The organism is Pseudomonas sp. GW823-FHT02E01, from assembly GCF_058797535.1.
Window position 1 is genome coordinate 76,377 of the sequence record NZ_JBXAJS010000015.1, and the last position, 18,325, is coordinate 94,701.

The following is an 18,325-nucleotide window of genomic DNA, read 5'->3' on the forward strand; positions in this document are numbered from 1 at the left end:
AGTGCATGACGCAAGTCACGGTGAAACAACTGGCCGATGAGGTCAAAACACCGGTAGAGCGCCTGTTGCAGCAGATGCGTGAGGCAGGTCTGCCGCACACCGCCGCCGAAGAAAGTGTGACTGACAGTGAGAAGCAATCGTTGCTGACTCACTTGAAAAGCAGCCACAAGGCGAAAGTGGAAGAACCACGCAAGATTACGCTGCAGCGTAAAACCACCAGCACCCTGCGTGTTGCTGGCAGCAAGAGCATCAGCGTTGAAGTACGCAAGAAGAAAGTCTTCGTACAGCGCAGCCCGGAAGAAATCGAAGCCGAGCGCAAGCGTGAACTGGATGAACGTCGCGCAGTAGAAAATGCTGCTCGTCAGAAGGCTGAAGAAGAAGCCAAGCGTCGCGCCGAAGAAGAAGCGCGTCGCCAGCCTGCTGCTGCGCCGACCGCTCAAGCCGAACCTGTTGCAGCGCCTGCTGCGGTGGCCGAGCCAGTTCGCGAAAGCGCACCGGTTGTGGCGGCTGCTCCAGCTCCTGCGGCCGATACCCGCAAGCGCGACGAACAGCGCCGTCCGGACAAGCCACGTGCCGACGATAACAATCGTCGCGGTAGCGGCGATGGCGAGCGCAAAAACGCTCCGCATCGTGCTTCGGTCAAGGAAAAGGCTCCGGCTCCACGTGTTGCCCCACGTACTACCGACGAAGAAAGCGATGGCTTCCGTCGTGGTGGTCGCGGCAAGGCCAAGCTGAAGAAACGCAACGCCCACGGTTTCCAGAGCCCGACCGGCCCTGTCGTGCGCGAAGTGAAGATCGGCGAAACCATCACTGTTGGCGATCTCGCCCAGCAGATGTCGGTGAAGGCTGCTGAAATCATCAAGTTCATGTTCAAACTGGGTACTCCAGCGACCATCAACCAGGTACTGGATCAGGAAACTGCCCAGTTGGTTGCCGAGGAACTGGGCCACAAAGTGACCCTGGTCAGCGACACCGCCCTGGAAGATTCCCTGGCCGAGTCCCTGAAGTTTGAAGGCGAGGCAGTTTCCCGCGCACCAGTCGTGACCGTAATGGGCCACGTTGACCACGGTAAGACTTCCCTGCTCGACTACATCCGTCGTGCCAAGGTTGCTGCTGGCGAAGCCGGTGGTATCACCCAGCACATCGGCGCATACCACGTTGAAACCGACCGTGGCATGGTGACGTTCCTCGACACCCCTGGTCACGCCGCGTTTACCGCAATGCGTGCCCGTGGTGCCAAGGCGACCGACATCGTGATCCTGGTGGTTGCAGCGGACGACGGCGTGATGCCGCAGACCATTGAAGCTGTCCAGCACGCGGTAGCGGCTGGTGTGCCACTGGTTGTTGCAGTGAACAAGATCGACAAGCCAGGTGCTGACCTCGATCGCATCCGTAGCGAACTGTCGGTTCACGGCGTGACGTCGGAAGAGTGGGGTGGTGACACTCCGTTCGTACCGGTCTCGGCGAAGATGGGTACTGGCGTCGACGAACTGCTCGAAGCCGTATTGCTGCAAGCCGAAGTCCTGGAACTGACTGCAACTCCGTCGGCTCCTGGTCGTGGCGTCGTGGTTGAATCGCGTCTGGACAAGGGCCGTGGCCCGGTGGCTACCGTTCTGGTTCAAGACGGTACCCTGCGCCAAGGCGACATGGTCCTGGTCGGTTCGAACTATGGCCGTGTACGTGCCATGCTCGACGAGAACGGCAAGCCAATCAAGGAAGCCGGTCCGGCCATCCCTGTCGAGATTCTCGGCCTGGACGGTACCCCGGACGCTGGCGACGAGATGAGCGTGGTTGCCGACGAGAAGAAAGCCCGTGAAGTGGCTTTGTTCCGTCAAGGCAAGTTCCGCGAAGTCAAACTGGCTCGCGCTCACGCCGGCAAGCTGGAAAACATCTTCGAAAACATGGGCCAGGAAGAGAAGAAGACGCTCAACATCGTCCTCAAATCCGACGTCCGTGGTTCGTTGGAAGCGTTGAACGGTGCCTTGAACGGCCTGGGTAACGACGAAGTGCAAGTGCGTGTAGTGGGTGGCGGTGTCGGTGGTATCACCGAATCCGACGCCAACCTGGCACTGGCCTCCAACGCTGTACTGTTCGGCTTCAACGTACGTGCCGATGCCGGCGCGCGCAAGATCGTCGAGCAGGAAGGTCTGGATATGCGTTACTACAACGTGATCTACGACATCATCGAAGACGTCAAGAAAGCCCTGACCGGTATGCTCGGCAGCGATGTTCGCGAGAACATCCTGGGTATCGCCGAAGTGCGTGACGTGTTCCGTTCGCCGAAGTTTGGCGCGATCGCCGGTTGCATGGTTATCGAAGGTGTTGTTCACCGTAACCGTCCAATCCGTGTACTGCGTGAAGACATCGTTATCTTCGAAGGCGAGCTGGAATCCCTGCGCCGCTTCAAGGATGACGCTTCCGAAGTACGTGCCGGCATGGAATGCGGTATCGGCGTGAAGAGCTACAACGACGTTAAAGTCGGTGACAAGATCGAAGTCTTCGAGAAGGTGCAGGTTGCTCGCAGCCTCTAACTCGCGCACTTCAGGAGCCGTGACGGGGCGTCGCATGCAAATGCGCAATTCGTCACTAGGACTCTAAACGCAACGCCCGGTCTGGCTTTTGTCAGGCCGGGCGTTTGCCGCTTTCAGACCTCACGGGTTTCACCGTGGGGCAGTAACAGGTAACAAGACATGGCAAAAGAATATAGCCGTACCCAACGCATCGGCGATCAGATGCAGCGTGAGCTGGCACAACTGATCCGTCGTGAAGTCAAAGACCCGCGCGTCGGCCTGGTCACCATTACCGCAGTGGAAGTCAGCCGTGACGTCGGTCACGCCAAGATCTTCATCACCGTGATGGGGCAGGACAGCGCCGAAGAAATTGCACAAAGCATCAAGGTGCTCAACTCCGCCGCCGGTTTCCTGCGCATGCAGTTGGCTCGCGAGATGAAACTGCGCAGCGTTCCACAGCTGCACTTCCACTACGACGAAAGCGTCGTGCGTGGTGCGCATCTGTCGGCATTGATCGAGCGCGCAGTGGCTGAAGACAATCAGCATCCGGTTGCGGCAGAAGCCGAAGACACCAAGGAGTAATCGGTGGCTCAGGTCAAACGTATCCGTCGTAACGTCAGCGGCATTATCCTTCTCGACAAGCCGCTGGGGTTTACCTCCAACGCGGCCTTGCAGAAGGTTCGCTGGTTGCTGAACGCCGAAAAGGCAGGTCATACCGGCAGTCTCGATCCCTTGGCCACCGGCGTGTTGCCGCTGTGCTTCGGCGAGGCGACCAAGTTCTCGCAATACCTGCTCGATTCCGACAAGGGTTATGAAACCCTGGCGCAACTGGGCAAGACCACCACCACGGCGGATGCCGAAGGTGAAGTTTTGCAGGAGCGCCCGGTGACCGTTGGTCGCACCGATATCGAGGCTGTACTGCCGAAATTTCGTGGGCAAATCAGTCAGATACCGCCGATGTACTCGGCGCTCAAGCGTGACGGCCAGCCGCTGTACAAGCTGGCTCGTGCAGGTGAAGTAGTGGAGCGCGAACCGCGTTCTGTTACTATTACGCGCTTGGAATTGCTGGCCTTCGAAGGAGATACTGCGCGGCTGGCGGTGGATTGCAGCAAAGGCACCTATATCCGTACCCTGGTGGAGGATATCGGTGAGCAACTCGGTTGTGGCGCTTACGTTGCAGAACTGCGACGTACCCAGGCCGGGCCATTCACCCTGGCGCAGACGGTTACCCTCGAAGAGCTGGAAGCGGTACATGCCGAAGGCGGCAACGAAGCGGTCGATCGTTTCCTGATGCCATCGGACAGCGGCCTGCTGGATTGGCCACTGTTGCAGTTCTCGGAAGCGAGTGCGTTCTACTGGCTCAACGGCCAGCCGGTACGTGCCCCGGATGCTCCGAAGTTCGGCATGGTGCGGGTACAGGATCACAATGGTCGCTTCATCGGTATCGGTGAAGTGAGCGAAGACGGGCGCATCGCGCCGCGTCGACTGATTCGGTCAGAATGACCGGACGAGGGTGGCTGTCAACAGGCACGGTCACTACTCATTTTTAGATACAGGGATTTGTCCCTGGCCTGTTGAAACTGTTTTTCTGAAACAGTTTCCTGATAAAAGGATTGCCTCATGGCTCTCGACGTTCAAGAAAAAGCTCAAATCGTAGCTGACTACCAGCAAGCTGTTGGTGACACCGGTTCGCCAGAAGTGCAAGTTGCACTGCTGACCGCCAACATCAACAAACTGCAAGGTCACTTCAAGGCCAACGGTAAAGACCACCACTCCCGTCGTGGTCTGATCCGCATGGTTAACCAGCGTCGTAAGCTGCTGGACTACCTGAAAGGCAAGGATCTGGGTCGTTATCAGACTCTGATCGGTCGCCTGGGTCTGCGTCGCTAATAAGCGATTGCGCTAGAGGTTGGTTGTCTGTCGTGCACCAGCGGGTTTCCCGCCGGCGCATGGCAGGCTCCCAGCCTCAAGTTTTATCTGGATACCTGCTTTGCCTGAGTAACACCTGGACAAACCAGTCGGGCCGATTCCCGGCGTTGCCCAAGAATTTCGCAAGAAACCAGTTCCCCCAAGAGCCACAAAGAAGGTAGGACACCGTGAACCCGGTAATCAAAAAATTCCAGTTCGGTCAGTCGACCGTTACCCTCGAGACTGGCCGTATCGCCCGTCAGGCCTCCGGCGCAGTATTGGTCACCGTTGACGACGACGTCAGCGTATTGGTGACCGTAGTCGGTGCAAAACAAGCCGATCCAGGCAAGGGCTTCTTCCCTCTGTCTGTTCACTACCAGGAAAAGACTTACGCTGCCGGTAAGATCCCTGGCGGTTTCTTCAAGCGTGAAGGCCGTCCTTCCGAGAAAGAAACCCTGACTTCCCGACTGATCGACCGTCCGATCCGTCCGCTGTTCCCGGAAGGCTTCATGAACGAAGTGCAGGTTGTCTGCACCGTCGTTTCCACCAGCAAGAAGACCGATCCGGACATCGCTGCGATGATCGGTACCTCGGCTGCGCTGGCGATCTCCGGCATTCCTTTCGATGGCCCGATCGGCGCTGCCCGCGTTGCGTTCCACGAAAGCACCGGTTACCTGCTGAACCCGACTTATGAGCAACAGGCTGCTTCGAGCCTGGACATGGTCGTTGCCGGTACTTCGGACGCTGTGCTGATGGTTGAATCGGAAGCCAAAGAGCTGACCGAAGACCAGATGCTGGGCGCGGTACTGTTTGCTCACGACGAGTTCCAGGTTGTGATCAACGCCGTCAAAGAACTGGCCGCTGAAGCTGCCAAGCCAACCTGGACCTGGGCTCCTGCGCCAGAAGCCACCGAACTGCTGGGCGCTATCCGTGCCGAGTTCGGCGAAGCGATCTCCCAGGCCTACACCATCACCGTCAAGGCCGACCGTTACGCTCGCCTGGGCGAGTTGAAGGATCAGGTCGTTGCCAAGCTGTCCGGTGAAGAAGGCCAGCCTTCTTCCAGCGAAGTCAAAGCGGCTTTCGGCGAAATCGAATACCGCACCGTTCGCGAAAACATCGTCAACGGCAAGCCACGTATCGACGGTCGCGACACCAAGACCGTACGTCCGTTGAACATCGAAGTCGGCGTACTGCCTAAAACCCACGGTTCGGCTCTGTTCACCCGTGGCGAAACCCAGGCTCTGGTCGTTGCAACTCTGGGCACCGCCCGTGACGCACAACTGCTGGACACCCTGGAAGGCGAGAAGAAAGACCCGTTCATGCTGCACTACAACTTCCCTCCGTTCTCGGTAGGCGAGTGTGGTCGCATGGGTGGCGCTGGTCGTCGCGAAATCGGTCACGGCCGTCTGGCCCGTCGTTCGGTTTCGGCCATGCTGCCTGCCGCTGACGTGTTCCCGTACACCATCCGTGTTGTGTCGGAAATCACCGAATCCAACGGTTCGAGCTCGATGGCTTCCGTTTGCGGCGCTTCCCTGGCCCTGATGGACGCTGGTGTGCCGATGAAGGCGCCGGTTGCCGGTATCGCCATGGGTCTGGTTAAGGAAGGCGAGAAATTCGCCGTCCTGACCGACATCCTGGGTGACGAAGATCACCTGGGCGACATGGACTTCAAGGTAGCCGGTACCGCCAAAGGCGTCACCGCGCTGCAGATGGACATCAAGATCAAGGGCATCACCGAAGAGATCATGGAAATCGCTCTGGGCCAAGCCCTGGAAGCGCGCCTGAACATCCTCGGCCAGATGAACCAGATCATTGGCCAGTCGCGTACCGAACTGTCGGCCAACGCTCCGACCATGATCGCGATGAAGATCGACACCGACAAAATCCGTGATGTCATCGGTAAAGGCGGCGCGACCATTCGTGCGATCTGTGAAGAAACCAAGGCTTCGATCGACATCGAAGACGACGGTTCGATCAAGATCTTCGGCGAAACCAAGGAAGCGGCTGAAGCAGCACGTCAGCGCGTTCTGGGCATCACCGCTGAAGCCGAGATCGGCAAGATCTACGTCGGCAAGGTTGAGCGCATCGTCGACTTCGGCGCATTCGTCAACATCCTGCCGGGCAAGGACGGTCTGGTTCACATCTCCATGCTGAGCGATGCTCGCGTTGAGAAAGTGACCGACATCCTGAAAGAAGGCCAGGAAGTGGAAGTGCTGGTACTGGACGTGGACAACCGCGGCCGTATCAAGCTGTCCATCAAAGACGTGGCGGCAGCCAAGGCTTCGGGCGTTTAATCACGCCTCACGCCTGACCGCTTCAACGTTATAAAAAATGCCCCGCCGTGAAAACGGTGGGGCATTTTTTTGTCTGTAGATCACAGAGTTGATTGACGACGTTGCCGTTGCCGAAACTCGGTGCTAGGTTTAGCCCACCGCCCGTGTAGCTCAGCCGGTAGAGCAGCGCACTCGTAACGCGAAGGTCGCAGGTTCGATTCCTGTCTCGGGCACCATTTCCCCCTCGCTTGTTTCACCTTTCCGCTCAGGTTCTCGACGGTGCGCTTGAGGTTCTCGAGTTCGCGGTCCTGATCGCTGTTTGAATTTATGTTCCCGCCGCCATCAAAACATTGTGTGCACAACTTTTTGTGGGGAGATGTAAAGAGACGTGTAAATCCTCAGCCAAACGTCCTATATTCGGAGTCTGCCTGAGCAACGCCCAGCAGTTTTCAGATGATCCAGAATGGTTCTGAAGGCCAGATAAACCGGGCTTGATCCGGTTTTTTGTGTCAGAGAGATCCTTGAAGATCCAGATCCATCTTCCATTCCCAGATCAGCGAGAACGCCATGACTGTTAAAGAGATGACCCAGGAAGCCCGACACGAAGAAGCGCTGAAGAAGTATGTGCTGGATGCCCCCGAGTTGATGGACGAGATCAAGGACTTGCCCGCCGACGATCAGAAAGACCAGATCCAGTGGGCGTTCGAGGATGAAGCCGAAGCCCAGGGCTTGCAACCGTGGGAACTGACGCTCAAGTACACATCAACCCCGGAAGAATACGAGACCGAACGCCTGAAACTGCACAAGGAAGCAGCCGAGGTGTTGGGCGTCGAGTGGGAAGAGTACTGCGAGATGAACAATCTGGTGGTCTGACACTCATGCAGGAGCGAGCTTGCTCGCGATGGTCGTTAACGATAACGCGTGTTTACTGGTTAAACATGGCGCTTTCAGGTACATCGCGAGCAAGCTCGCTCCTACAGTTTTGGCAACTCACATACGTGTGATCAGAGACTCAGGCGCATCGACAGATCGACCGCCTTCACATCCTTGGTCATCGCACCGATCGAAATGTAATCCACCCCAGTCTGTGCAATTGGCAGCAACGTACTTTCGTTGATCCCGCCGCTGGCCTCCAGCTTGGCCTTGCCGGCATTCAGGCGCACGGCTTCACGCATGTCGTCCAGGCTCAGTTCGTCGAGCATGATGATGTCGGCACCGGCCGCCAGCGCTTCCTTGAGTTCATCCAGGCTTTCCACTTCAATCTCGACCGGTTTGCCCGGGGCGATCTTGTGCGCGGCGGCAATGGCCTGCGCGATGCCGCCGCTGGCGGCGATGTGGTTTTCCTTGATCAGGAAGGCGTCATACAGGCCGATGCGGTGGTTATGGCAACCGCCGCAGGTCACGGCGTACTTTTGCGCCAGGCGCAGCCCCGGCAGTGTTTTGCGGGTGTCGAGCAGCTTGACCTGAGTCTCGGCCACGAAGTCCGCCAGGTATTGCGCGCGGGTCGCCACGCCGGAGAGCAGTTGCAGGAAGTTCAGGGCGCTGCGTTCGCCGGTCAGCAGTGAGCGCGCAGGGCCTTCGAGGTGGAACAGCACCTGATTGGGCGTCACCCGTTCACCGTCGGCAACCTGCCAGTGCACCGCCACCCGCGGGTCCAGTTGCCGAAACACGTTATCGACCCAGGCGGTGCCGCTGATGACGGCCGCGTCGCGGGTAATGATGGTGGCTTTGGCCAGGCGTTCGGCCGGGATCAACTGCGCGGTGATATCGCCACTGCCGATGTCTTCATGCAGCGCACGGCGCACGTTGGCTTCGATTTCGGCGGTCAGATCGGCGAGACGTAGATTCGGCATAACAGACTCCACAAACAAAGTGGCTCGATTATAGGGCCATGCCACCGACCAACCCAAGGCATCAGAGCGTTACGTTTGCGCTGGCACCTGTATTTGGTCGAATCCCTGACGTTGCCGGCGTTGGTTGTCGATTCCGAACATACGCCTGTTTTAGATCGACAACCTCAAACGCGGCAAGTGATCGCGTCCTGGGGGATTATCGCGGCATACTGTGCCAATACAGTCGACGTTGAAGGAATCGGTATGCAGTTGGACCCCGCGAGCGGTTGGATTCAGGGTGTGCATGTCTGCCCCTCTCCCAACTTCAATGCGCGCCCCACAGGCGAAATTTCCCTGCTGGTGATCCACAACATCAGCCTGCCGCCGGCGCAGTTCGCCACCGGCAAGGTGCAGGAGTTTTTCCAGAATCGTCTGGATGTCACCGAACATCCCTATTTTGAAGGGATTGTGGACTTGCGGGTGTCGGCGCACTTTCTGATCGAACGTGACGGTACCGTTACCCAGTTTGTTTCGTGCCTTGAGCGTGCGTGGCATGCGGGCGTCTCGAGCTTCGAGGGGCGGGAAACCTGTAACGATTTTTCCGTGGGCATCGAGCTCGAAGGCACGGATGATCTGCCGTTCACCGACGCGCAATACCGCGCGTTGACAGCCCTGACGCGCCAGTTGCAACAGGCGTTCACGGCAATCACCACAGAGCGTATCTGCGGGCACAGCGACATTGCACCGGGGCGCAAAACCGATCCAGGGCCGGCGTTCGACTGGGCACGCTATCGTGCCGCCCTGGCACAAGAGGAAGGACGATGAGTTTTCTGGTGTTGCTGTTGGCGGTGTGGATCGAGAAGTTCTCGGCCCTGCGCCATCGGGTTCAGCGTGACAATGGCTGGACACACGAGCTGAACAAGCTTGAGGCCAGCCCGCGATTTTCAAACCGACCATGGCTGGTGCTGTTGATACTGGTCTTGTTGCCGGTGGCGTTGCTGGGGTTGCTGCTGGTCGTCATCGAGCCGGTGGCCTATGGCTTGCTGGCGTTGCCGATCCATATGCTGGTAGTCATCTACAGCCTGGGGCGCGGTGATCTACTGGGCGATCTCGGGCCGTTCCGCGATGCCTGGCGTCGGGAGGACCTGCAAGCGGCGGCCCATGTCGCCCAGCGTGATCTGGATATCTGCGCAGACAATGGCGAGCAGCTGCTGGAGCAGGTCGAAGGGCATTTGCTGTGGGAAGCCTACCAGAGCTTTTTCGCGGTGATTTTCTGGTACTTCCTTTTGGGTCCGGTTGCGGCGCTGAGTTATCGGTTGCTGGCGCTGGCCGAAGAGCACGGGAAAAACCCTGCAGTGGTCGAGCGCGCCGGGCAACTGCGTCACGCCTTCGACTGGTTGCCGGTGCGTCTGCTGGCCGCGAGCCTGGCGTTGGTCGGCAATTTTGTCGCGGTCAGTCGGGTGATGCTGCATGAGCTGCTGAACTGGAACATCAGCGCCGCGCAATTGATCGTGAAAGTCGGGCTGGTGGCCGGTGAAATTCCGGCGCCGGTGACCGGCGCGGAAGGTATCAACAATCTGGACCGCATCTGGGCGCTGCTGCTGCGTGCGGCGGTGCTCTGGTATGCCGGCTTTGCGTTGTGGACGGTCCTGCATTAACCCGGCTGTCTGAGCCATTGTGGCGAGGGGGCTTGCCCCCTCGCCACATTGAGTTCGCTTCGTATCGCTCGCGGACTTCTGTCGTTAACCTTAAGTTACAAAACCTCCTGCCGATTTAAGTTATACAGAGATAGCGTCGAATAGTGGCTATCTGCTTTCTGTCTGCGCCTGCCAATAAAAAAAATAAGAAACTGAAGGGAGACATCCAGTGAAGAGCTTGCTCTATCCCGCTGTCGCACTGATGAACCGTCTGAGCTTCGGTATGAAGTTCAGCCTGATCAGCGTACTGTTCCTGGTGCCGATGCTGGTGACCAACTTCTATCTGGTGCGTGACTCCTACCGCGAATTCCAGGGCACGCGCATCGAGCTGCAAAGTCTCGACCTGTTGGGCAACAGCCTGACGTTGCGGCGCGATCTGGAAACCCTGAACAACCTGGTGCAGATCAATGTCAGCCTCGGCCAATCCGGCAAGGCCGGCAACGTCGAGTCGAAAATCAGCGCCCTTGAGCAGAATATTCTGACTCGTCTGCAAGGGCTGACGGCGATGACCAGCGACCCGGAGCAGGTTGCGGTGTTTGATGGCAAACGCGATGAAATGATCGCCGCGTTCAAGGCCCAGCAAACGGAAAATTCCCTGCAAAGCAAAAGTGCCTTGATCGGCAAGCTGGTGGGCAGCGCGCAGATTTTCAGCCAGCTCATCACCAGCCAGTCCGGTCTCAGTCGCGACAACCAGAGCGACATGCGCCAGTTGAGCGAGCTTGTCACCCTCGTCACGCCGCGGGTCACCCAGATCCTGGGCGAAGGTCGGGCAATGGGGTCTTACTCGTTGGGGCAGGGATTCATCAACTCGGCTTCGAGTACCCGTTTCGATGAATTGCTGGCGCAGATTGAAAAGCTCCAGGCCGAGTATGGCCTGAAGTTGCAGGATGCCCTGGGTTCCAGCAAGGCTGCGCGTGAGACCCTGGCCACTCAGGCCGATAGCAGCCGGGCATCCTTGAAGAAAGCCAGCGAGCTGTTCGAAGAACAAGTGGTCATGGCTGATACCCTCGACGCGCCGTGGCAGGGCTTTTACGATCAGGTCAGCGCCCTGATGGACCAGACTTACCAACTCAACGAGGCGGTCCTGAAGTATCTCGGCCCGCAATTGCAGCAGCGACTTGAGCAGAATCGCACGCACATGGTCTTGCAGGCCGTGGCGCTGTCAGTCGTCTTTGTGTTGATCTTTTATCTCTACGGCGCTTTCTATGCCTCGACCCGCACCACGCTCAAGCGCCTGGGGGCGGTGATGGACAAGGTGGCGGCCGGCGACATGACTGTGACCTTCAGCGCCCACAGCCGCGATGAGCTGGGGGAGCTGGGCGAAGTGTTCAACGGCACGGTGAAAAAGATCCATGACCTGATCGAGCGGGTGGGGCAGACCGTCAGCGAAGTCGAGCGTCAGGCCGGCCAGGTGGAAAGCGTTTCCGCGCAAAGCAACCAGGCCGTCGCCGGGCAGCGCACGCAGATCGAACAAGTGGCCACGGCGATGAACCAGATGTCGGCCACTTCCCAGGAAGTGGCGCGCAGTGCCGCCGCGGCGGTGAGCAGTGCCCACAGTGTCAACGATGAGACCATCAGTGGTCGTGGCCTGGTGGAGTCACAGCAAGGCAGCATTGCCGCGTTGGCCAGCGAGATCGATCAATCGGTACTGGTGATCAACCAACTGGCCAGCGACAGCCAGTCCATCAGCCGTGTGCTCGAAGTGATCAAGAGTATCGCCGAGCAGACCAACCTGCTGGCGCTCAATGCCGCCATCGAGGCGGCACGGGCCGGTGAGCAGGGCCGTGGTTTCGCCGTGGTAGCCGACGAAGTCCGGACCCTGGCCAAACGAACCCAGCAATCGACCGAAGAAATCGAGCAGATGATCACCAGGCTCCATGGCGGTGTCGGCGCGGCGGTCAAGGCCATGGGCACCAGCCATGAAATGGCCAATGGCACGGTCGGGCAGTCGGAAAAGGTCCAGCGAGCGCTGGAAAACATCTTGGGAGCGGTCGGCATGATCGTCGACCAAAACCAGCAGATTGCCGCCGCAGTGGAGCAACAAACCGCCGTGGCCCACGACATCGACCAGAACATCGTCGAGATCAATCGCGCTGGCGAGCGCACCGCTGAAGGTGCGCACCAGACCGAAGATGCCAGCCGGGCGTTGTCGGCCCAGGTCGTGGAGTTGAAACAGTTGATCAGCGCGTTCCGGGTATAGCGGTCGCCTGATACCACAGGATTTGATTCACCAGTTGAACAACTCGCAGGCATTGGCCGTACTGGCCGCAGCCAATTGCTCGGGGCTGATCGCCATGATGTCGGCCAGTGCCGCGCAGATCGCGGGCAGATGCGCGGGGCTGTTGCGTTGGCCGGGGAACATGGCGGGCGCCATGTCCGGGGAGTCGGTTTCCAGCACCACAGAATCCTGCGGTAGCTCGGCGAGCACTCGGTGCATGCGCAGCGCTTGAGGCCAGGTCGCGGCACCGCCCAGGCCGAGTTTGAAACCCAGCTTGATGTATTCCCGGGCTTCTTCCTGGCTGCCGGCAAAGGCGTGGATGATGCCGGCCCGTTTCAGGCGAAACCGTTTGAGCGTGGCAATCACCGCCGCATGGCTACGCCGCACATGGATCAGTGCTGGAAGATTGAAATCCGCCGCCAATTGCAATTGCGCCTCGAACAACGCCTGCTGGCGGTCGCGGTCCAGGTTTTCGATGAAGTAGTCCAGGCCGATCTCGCCGACGGCACACAGTTGCCGATGGCCAGCCAGGCGGGTCAGCCAATCGCCGAGTTCGCTCAAGTCTTCAGGGCGATGATCGTCCAGATACACCGGGTGCAATCCGAACGCCGCATGCAGGTCGGGATCGTTTTGCACCAGCTCCCAGACCCGCTGCCAATTGGCCTGATAAACCCCCAGCACCACGATCCGCCGCACCCCGAGGGCGCGGCTTTCGGCCAGCAGCGCCTGACGGTCGGCGTCGAAGTCCGGAAAATCCAGATGGGTGTGGGTGTCGATCAGCTCCACGGTTCAGTCCTGGCGAATACGCTGCTTGAACGTGCGGGCAATGGCTTGCACACCGGGCCGGTAATCCGACTGCTCGATGGCTGCCAGGGCCAGTGCGAGGGCCTTGTCGGCGATCAGCTGGTGCTGCTGGGCCATGGCGTTGACCGGCAGCGGCAGGAAGTCCAGCAACTGAGTGTCGCCGAACGTGCCGAGGCGCAGCGGGCGGTTTTTCAGCGGGAAGTCGTGCAGCGCATCGAACACGCCTTGAAGCAGCACGTAGGATGTGGTCACCAGGGCATCGGGCAAATGGCCTAGGCGCTGCAGTAATTCTTCCATCAATTGTTTGCCGCACTCGCGGCTGAAGGATTCGCCTTCTTCAATCAGCACCTCACCGTTGAACCCGACGAGCGCCTCTTTGAAACCGGCGCAACGTTCCTGGCTGATGCTCAGCTCCGGGCGGGCGCCGATCAGCGCGATCTGTTTGGGCAAGGGATCGAGCAGGCTGCGGGTCAGTTGCAGGCTGGCCTCGCGGTCGTCACTGATCACCGAGCAGAAATGCTCGGGTTCCATGACCCGGTCGATGGCGATGATCGGAATGCCCTTGGCCTGCAATTGGCGATAGCTGTCGTCGCCAGGCGGCAGGCAGCTGGCAACGATCAGTGCGTCGCAGCGCCGGGCGCGGAACAACTGCAGCAATTGCCGTTCGCTGTCCGGCGCATCGTCGGAACTGGCGATCAGCAACTGATAACCCCGGGCCCGCGCACCTTGTTCCAGCAATTTGGCGATTCGCGCGTAACTGGGGTTTTCCAGATCCGGCAGAATGAACCCCAATGTGCGGGTGTGTCGGCTGCGCAATCCGGCGGCCTGTGGGTTAGGCGTGAAGCCATGTTGTTCGACGACCGCGCGCACGCGTTCGACGGTAGCGCTGCTGATGCGCTGTTGTTCGGCCTTGCCATTGATGACATAGCTGGCGGTGGTGACGGACACACCGGCCAACTGGGCGATATCACTGAGTTTCAACCCGCTGTTTCCTTGTTTTTTCGAGATTGCCTCGACATTTTCGTCAATCCTAACCGATTAAGGCAGGCGACCATTGTCGCAACGCATCCGACAAGTTGGACTTCAAGGATGGGCCAATTTCGAGTAACGTGCCAATCGATATAGATTAAACGTTTCAGCAAGCGTATTTTCTACGTTTTAGGCGCCTTTGGCCGGTTCTGCCGTGAAACCGCCAAAAGCGATGACCAAGCGCCTAAGCTGACTCATTCAAAACAATACCTGGTGCCCCAAGGCGCCAAAAAGGAGAAAGCATGCTCGAGCTCACTGTAGAGCAGATTTCGATGGGCCAATCGGCTGTGGATAAGTCCGCAGCCCTGCAATTGCTGGCCGGGCATCTGGTCGCCGACGGCCTGGTTGCCGAGGGTTATCTCGCCGGCTTGCAGGCGCGGGAGGCTCAGGGCTCGACCTTTCTCGGTCAAGGTATTGCCATCCCCCACGGTACGCCCGAAACCCGCGACCTGGTGTTCACCACCGGTGTGCGCCTGATGCAGTTCCCCGATGGCGTGGACTGGGGCGATGGTCATATCGTTTACCTGGCGATCGGTATCGCCGCCAAATCCGATGAACATCTGCGCCTGTTGCAATTGCTCACCCGCGCCCTCGGCGAGACTGACCTGGGCCAGGCCCTGCGTCGCGCCGGCTCCGCCGAAGCCTTGCTGAAGTTGCTGCAAGGCGCGCCGCAGGAGCTGGCGCTGGATGCACAGATGATCGGCCTCGGTGTGGCGGCCGAAGATTTCGAAGAGCTGGTCTGGCGTGGTGCACGTTTGCTGCGGCAGGCCGACTGCGTGAGCAACGGTTTCTCCGCGGTGTTGCAGCAGGTTGAAGCGCTGCCCTTGGGCGATGGCCTGTGGTGGCTGCACAGCGAGCAGACGGTGAAGCGTCCGGGCCTGGCCTTCGTCACCCCGGACAGACCGCTGCGTTATCTCGGCCAGCCACTCACTGGACTATTCTGCCTGGCCAGCCTCGGTGAGGCCCATCAAGCCTTGCTCGAACGCCTGTGCGCGTTGTTGATCGAAGGGCGTGGCCATGAGTTGGGGCGCGCCACCAGCAGCCGCAAGGTCCTCGAAGTGCTCGGTGGTGACGTGCCCGCCGACTGGCCCAGCGCGCGAATTGCATTGGCCAACGCCCACGGTTTGCATGCGCGCCCGGCGAAAATCCTCGCGCAACTGGCAAAGAGTTTTGAAGGTGACATCCGCGTACGCATCGTCGATGGCCATGACAGTGCGGTGTCGGTAAAGAGCTTGAGCAAGTTGCTCAGCCTCGGCGCTCGTCGGGGACAGGTCCTGGAAATCATCGCCGAACCGGGCATCGCGGCGGATGCGTTGCCGGCCTTGTTGGCCGCCATCGAAGAAGGCCTCGGGGAGGAAGTCGAACCGCTGCCGCCGGTAAGTCAGGCGCTTGAAGTCGTTGCCGATTTGACCGAAGTGGTCCTCGCCCCGTTATCTGGCAGTGTGGTTCAGGCGATTGCCGCCGCTCCGGGGATCGCCATCGGCCCGGCGCATATTCAGGTGCTGCAAACCATCGATTACCCGTTGCGCGGCGAGTCCGCCGGCATCGAGCGCGAGCGCCTCCAGCACGCCCTGGAGCAGGTACGCCGTGACATCCAGGGCCTGATCGAGCGCAGCAAGAGCAAAGCCATTCGCGAAATCTTCATTACCCACCAAGAGATGCTCGACGACCCGGAACTGACCGATGAGGTCGATACGCGCCTCAAACAGGGCGAAAGTGCCGAGGCGGCGTGGATGGCCGTGATTGAAGCGGCGGCTCGGCAACAGGAAGCGTTGCAGGATGCCTTGCTCGCCGAGCGTGCGGCCGACTTGCGCGACATCGGGCGTCGGGTGTTGATGCAACTCAGCGGCATCGAAACCCCGAGCGAACCGGATCAACCGTACATTCTGGTGATGGACGAGGTCGGCCCGTCCGACGTCGCGCGTCTCGACCCGGCTCGCGTGGCGGGGATTCTCACCGCTCGGGGTGGTGCTACGGCGCACAGTGCGATTGTTGCCCGGGCGCTGGGTATTCCGGCCTTGGTCGGCGCCGGTCCCGGCGTGTTGCTGCTGGCACCGGGTACGGCTTTGCTGCTCGATGGCCAGCGTGGTCGTCTGCATGTGGACGCTGACGCGGCGACCTTGCAGCGCGCCACGGCCGAACGCGATACCCGCGAGCAACGCTTGAAGGCGGCTGCTGAACTGCGTCATCAACCGGCATTGACCATCGATGGCCACGCCGTCGAAGTGTTCGCCAACATTGGTGAAAGCGCCGGCGTCACCAGTGCGGTGGAGCAGGGCGCCGAAGGCATTGGCCTGTTGCGCACCGAACTGATTTTCATGGCCCACCCGCAAGCGCCCGACGAGGCGACCCAGGAAATCGAGTACCGCCGCGTTCTCGACGGTCTGGCCGGACGGCCGCTGGTGGTGCGCACCCTCGATGTCGGTGGCGACAAACCGCTGCCGTACTGGCCGATTGCGAAGGAAGAGAACCCGTTCCTCGGCGTGCGCGGCATTCGCCTGACCTTGCAGCGTCCGCAGATCATGGAAGCGCAACTGCGCGCCTTGTTGCGGGCTGCCGACAACCGGCCGCTGCGGATCATGTTCCCGATGGTGGGCAGCGTCGACGAGTGGCGCCAGGCCCGTGACATGACCGAACGCCTGCGCCAGGAAATCCCGGTCGCCGACCTGCAACTGGGGATCATGATCGAAGTGCCGTCGGCGGCATTGCTGGCACCGGTCCTGGCCAAGGAAGTCGATTTCTTCAGCGTCGGCACCAACGACCTGACCCAGTACACCCTGGCCATCGACCGTGGCCATCCGACACTGTCGGCCCAGGCCGATGGCTTGCATCCGGCGGTGCTGCAACTGATCGACATCACCGTGCGTGCGGCCCATGCTCACGGTAAATGGGTCGGTGTGTGCGGCGAGCTGGCGGCCGACCCGCTGGCGGTGCCGGTGCTGGTCGGCCTCGGAGTGGATGAGCTCAGCGTCGGGGCGCGCAGCATTGCCGAGGTCAAGGCGCGGATTCGCGAACTGGGCTTCACTCAGACTCAAACCCTTGCCCGACAGGCGCTGGCCGTGGGCAGTGCCAATGAAGTGCGCGCATTAGTGGAGGACTTGTAATGTCCCGGATTCTTACCTTGACCCTCAACCCGGCGCTGGACCTGACCGTCCAGTTGCCGCGCCTTGAAGCCGGCCAGGTCAACCGCAGCGATGTGATGCACACCCACGCGGCGGGCAAAGGCGTGAACGTGGCACAGGTGCTGGCGGACCTCGGGCATCAACTGACCGTCAGTGGCTTTCTTGGCGAAGACAACCTGCAAGCGTTCGAAACATTGTTCGCCAAACGCGGTTTTGTCGATGCCTTCATCCGTGTTCCGGGCGAAACCCGCAGCAATATCAAACTGGCGGAAAGCGACGGCCGCATCACCGACATCAACGGGCCGGGGCCGCAGGTCAGCGAGGCGGCGCAGCAGGCCTTGATGGATCGGCTGGAGCAGATTGCTCCGGGGCACGATGCGGTGGTTGTCGCCGGAAGCTTGCCGTTGGGCGTCAGTGCGCAATGGTTGCAGGCGTTGATCTTGCGCTTGAAGAACCTGGGGCTGAATGTCGCCCTCGACACCAGCGGCGAGGCATTGCGCGCAGCGCTGAAAGCGGGGCCGTGGCTGATCAAACCCAACACTGAAGAACTGGCTGAGGTGCTGGGCTGCGAGGTCGTGTCGGTCAGTGCCCAGGCCTTGGCGGCGGAGCGTTTGCATGCCCAGGGCATCGAGCATGTGGTGATTTCCCATGGCGTCGATGGCGTGAACTGGTTCAGCGTCGGCTCGGCGCTGCATGCCACACCACCCAGGGTCAACGTCGCCAGCACGGTGGGCGCGGGTGATTCGTTGCTGGCGGGGATGCTCCACGGTTTGCTCAGTGCCGATACGCCGGAGCAGACCTTGCGCACCGCCACGGCGATTGCCGCGATGGCAGTGACCCAGATCGGATTCGGCATTGGCGATGCAGCGCAACTGGCGCAGCTCGAACAGGGTGTGCGCGTGCGTCCCCTGACAGAACAATAAGAGGGATTG

At 60.1% G+C, this 18,325-nt stretch carries 14 protein-coding genes and 1 tRNA gene; 12 read left to right on the forward strand and 3 right to left on the reverse strand.

The window, feature by feature from the left end:
* Positions 1-5: 5 nt before the first annotated feature.
* The 7 genes from infB (at position 6) to AC1RDQ_RS26960 (ending at position 7,564) form a co-directional block, all read left to right on the forward strand.
* Positions 6-2,531, forward strand: a complete 2,526-nt coding sequence (gene infB / locus AC1RDQ_RS26930; protein WP_057716474.1) for a translation initiation factor IF-2 — start codon at positions 6-8, stop codon at positions 2,529-2,531.
* A 159-nt stretch (positions 2,532-2,690) separates the two neighbouring features.
* Positions 2,691-3,092 carry a 30S ribosome-binding factor RbfA gene (rbfA, locus tag AC1RDQ_RS26935; RefSeq protein ID WP_007973108.1) on the forward strand — a complete coding sequence of 134 codons (402 nt, stop codon included), beginning with the start codon at positions 2,691-2,693 and terminating at the stop codon, positions 3,090-3,092.
* Between the two features lie 3 nt (positions 3,093-3,095).
* On the forward strand, positions 3,096-4,013 hold the full coding sequence (truB, locus tag AC1RDQ_RS26940) for a tRNA pseudouridine(55) synthase TruB (RefSeq protein ID WP_057716473.1): 918 nt from the start codon (positions 3,096-3,098) through the stop codon (positions 4,011-4,013).
* 117 nt (positions 4,014-4,130) lie between these two features.
* Entirely contained in the window at positions 4,131-4,400 is a 270-nt protein-coding gene (rpsO, locus tag AC1RDQ_RS26945; RefSeq protein ID WP_015093441.1) for a 30S ribosomal protein S15, read from the forward strand.
* Between the two features lie 206 nt (positions 4,401-4,606).
* Entirely contained in the window at positions 4,607-6,712 is a 2,106-nt protein-coding gene (gene pnp, locus AC1RDQ_RS26950) for a polyribonucleotide nucleotidyltransferase (RefSeq protein WP_007915263.1), read from the forward strand.
* 139 nt (positions 6,713-6,851) lie between these two features.
* A tRNA-Thr gene (locus AC1RDQ_RS26955) sits at positions 6,852-6,927 on the forward strand.
* 331 nt (positions 6,928-7,258) lie between these two features.
* On the forward strand, positions 7,259-7,564 hold the full coding sequence (locus tag AC1RDQ_RS26960) for a DUF6388 family protein (protein WP_057716472.1): 306 nt from the start codon (positions 7,259-7,261) through the stop codon (positions 7,562-7,564).
* Positions 7,565-7,695: 131 nt separating this feature from the next.
* Here the strand turns inward: AC1RDQ_RS26960 and nadC are convergent, their stop codons facing one another.
* Positions 7,696-8,544 (reverse strand): carboxylating nicotinate-nucleotide diphosphorylase, encoded by an 849-nt coding sequence (gene nadC, locus AC1RDQ_RS26965; protein ID WP_057716471.1) that lies wholly within the window; start codon positions 8,542-8,544, stop codon positions 7,696-7,698.
* 243 nt (positions 8,545-8,787) lie between these two features.
* Here nadC and ampD point away from each other — a divergent pair, with 243 nt between their 5' ends.
* The 3 genes from ampD (at position 8,788) to AC1RDQ_RS26980 (ending at position 12,420) form a co-directional block, all read left to right on the forward strand.
* A complete protein-coding gene (gene ampD / locus AC1RDQ_RS26970; protein WP_218495116.1) occupies positions 8,788-9,348 on the forward strand; it encodes a 1,6-anhydro-N-acetylmuramyl-L-alanine amidase AmpD in 561 nt (186 codons plus the stop codon).
* Positions 9,345-10,181 (forward strand): regulatory signaling modulator protein AmpE, encoded by an 837-nt coding sequence (gene ampE / locus AC1RDQ_RS26975; protein ID WP_492588603.1) that lies wholly within the window; start codon positions 9,345-9,347, stop codon positions 10,179-10,181. Before ampD ends, ampE begins: the two co-directional genes overlap by 4 nt.
* 1,534 nt (positions 10,182-11,715) lie before the next feature.
* Entirely contained in the window at positions 11,716-12,420 is a 705-nt protein-coding gene (locus AC1RDQ_RS26980) for a methyl-accepting chemotaxis protein (protein ID WP_371319476.1), read from the forward strand.
* A gap of 27 nt (positions 12,421-12,447) precedes the next feature.
* On the opposite strand, the gene AC1RDQ_RS26985 is transcribed toward AC1RDQ_RS26980, so the two are convergent.
* Both AC1RDQ_RS26985 and cra read right to left on the reverse strand, forming a co-directional pair.
* Positions 12,448-13,224, reverse strand: a complete 777-nt coding sequence (locus AC1RDQ_RS26985) for a TatD family hydrolase (protein ID WP_492588604.1) — start codon at positions 13,222-13,224, stop codon at positions 12,448-12,450.
* A 3-nt stretch (positions 13,225-13,227) separates the two neighbouring features.
* Positions 13,228-14,223 (reverse strand): catabolite repressor/activator, encoded by a 996-nt coding sequence (gene cra, locus AC1RDQ_RS26990; protein WP_150812831.1) that lies wholly within the window; start codon positions 14,221-14,223, stop codon positions 13,228-13,230.
* A 290-nt stretch (positions 14,224-14,513) separates the two neighbouring features.
* Here cra and ptsP point away from each other — a divergent pair, with 290 nt between their 5' ends.
* Together ptsP and pfkB are read left to right on the forward strand one after the other, a co-directional pair.
* Entirely contained in the window at positions 14,514-17,375 is a 2,862-nt protein-coding gene (ptsP, locus tag AC1RDQ_RS26995; RefSeq protein WP_492588605.1) for a phosphoenolpyruvate--protein phosphotransferase, read from the forward strand.
* Positions 17,375-18,316 (forward strand): 1-phosphofructokinase, encoded by a 942-nt coding sequence (pfkB, locus tag AC1RDQ_RS27000; protein WP_492588606.1) that lies wholly within the window; start codon positions 17,375-17,377, stop codon positions 18,314-18,316. Before ptsP ends, pfkB begins: the two co-directional genes overlap by 1 nt.
* Positions 18,317-18,325: the final 9 nt, after the last annotated feature.

Bases quoted from the DNA above. Each gene is read 5' to 3' on its own strand.
- infB (WP_057716474.1), top strand. From the start codon at position 6: ATGACGCAAGTCACGGTGAAACAACTGGCCGATGAGGTCAAAACACCG.
- rbfA (WP_007973108.1), top strand. From the start codon at position 2,691: ATGGCAAAAGAATATAGCCGTACCCAACGCATCGGCGATCAGATGCAG.
- rpsO (WP_015093441.1), top strand. From the start codon at position 4,131: ATGGCTCTCGACGTTCAAGAAAAAGCTCAAATCGTAGCTGACTACCAG.
- AC1RDQ_RS26960 (WP_057716472.1), top strand. From the start codon at position 7,259: ATGACTGTTAAAGAGATGACCCAGGAAGCCCGACACGAAGAAGCGCTG.
- nadC (WP_057716471.1), bottom strand. From the start codon at position 8,544: ATGCCGAATCTACGTCTCGCCGATCTGACCGCCGAAATCGAAGCCAAC.
- ampD (WP_218495116.1), top strand. From the start codon at position 8,788: ATGCAGTTGGACCCCGCGAGCGGTTGGATTCAGGGTGTGCATGTCTGC.
- ampE (WP_492588603.1), top strand. From the start codon at position 9,345: ATGAGTTTTCTGGTGTTGCTGTTGGCGGTGTGGATCGAGAAGTTCTCG.
- AC1RDQ_RS26980 (WP_371319476.1), top strand. From the start codon at position 11,716: ATGTCGGCCACTTCCCAGGAAGTGGCGCGCAGTGCCGCCGCGGCGGTG.
- ptsP (WP_492588605.1), top strand. From the start codon at position 14,514: ATGCTCGAGCTCACTGTAGAGCAGATTTCGATGGGCCAATCGGCTGTG.
- pfkB (WP_492588606.1), top strand. From the start codon at position 17,375: ATGTCCCGGATTCTTACCTTGACCCTCAACCCGGCGCTGGACCTGACC.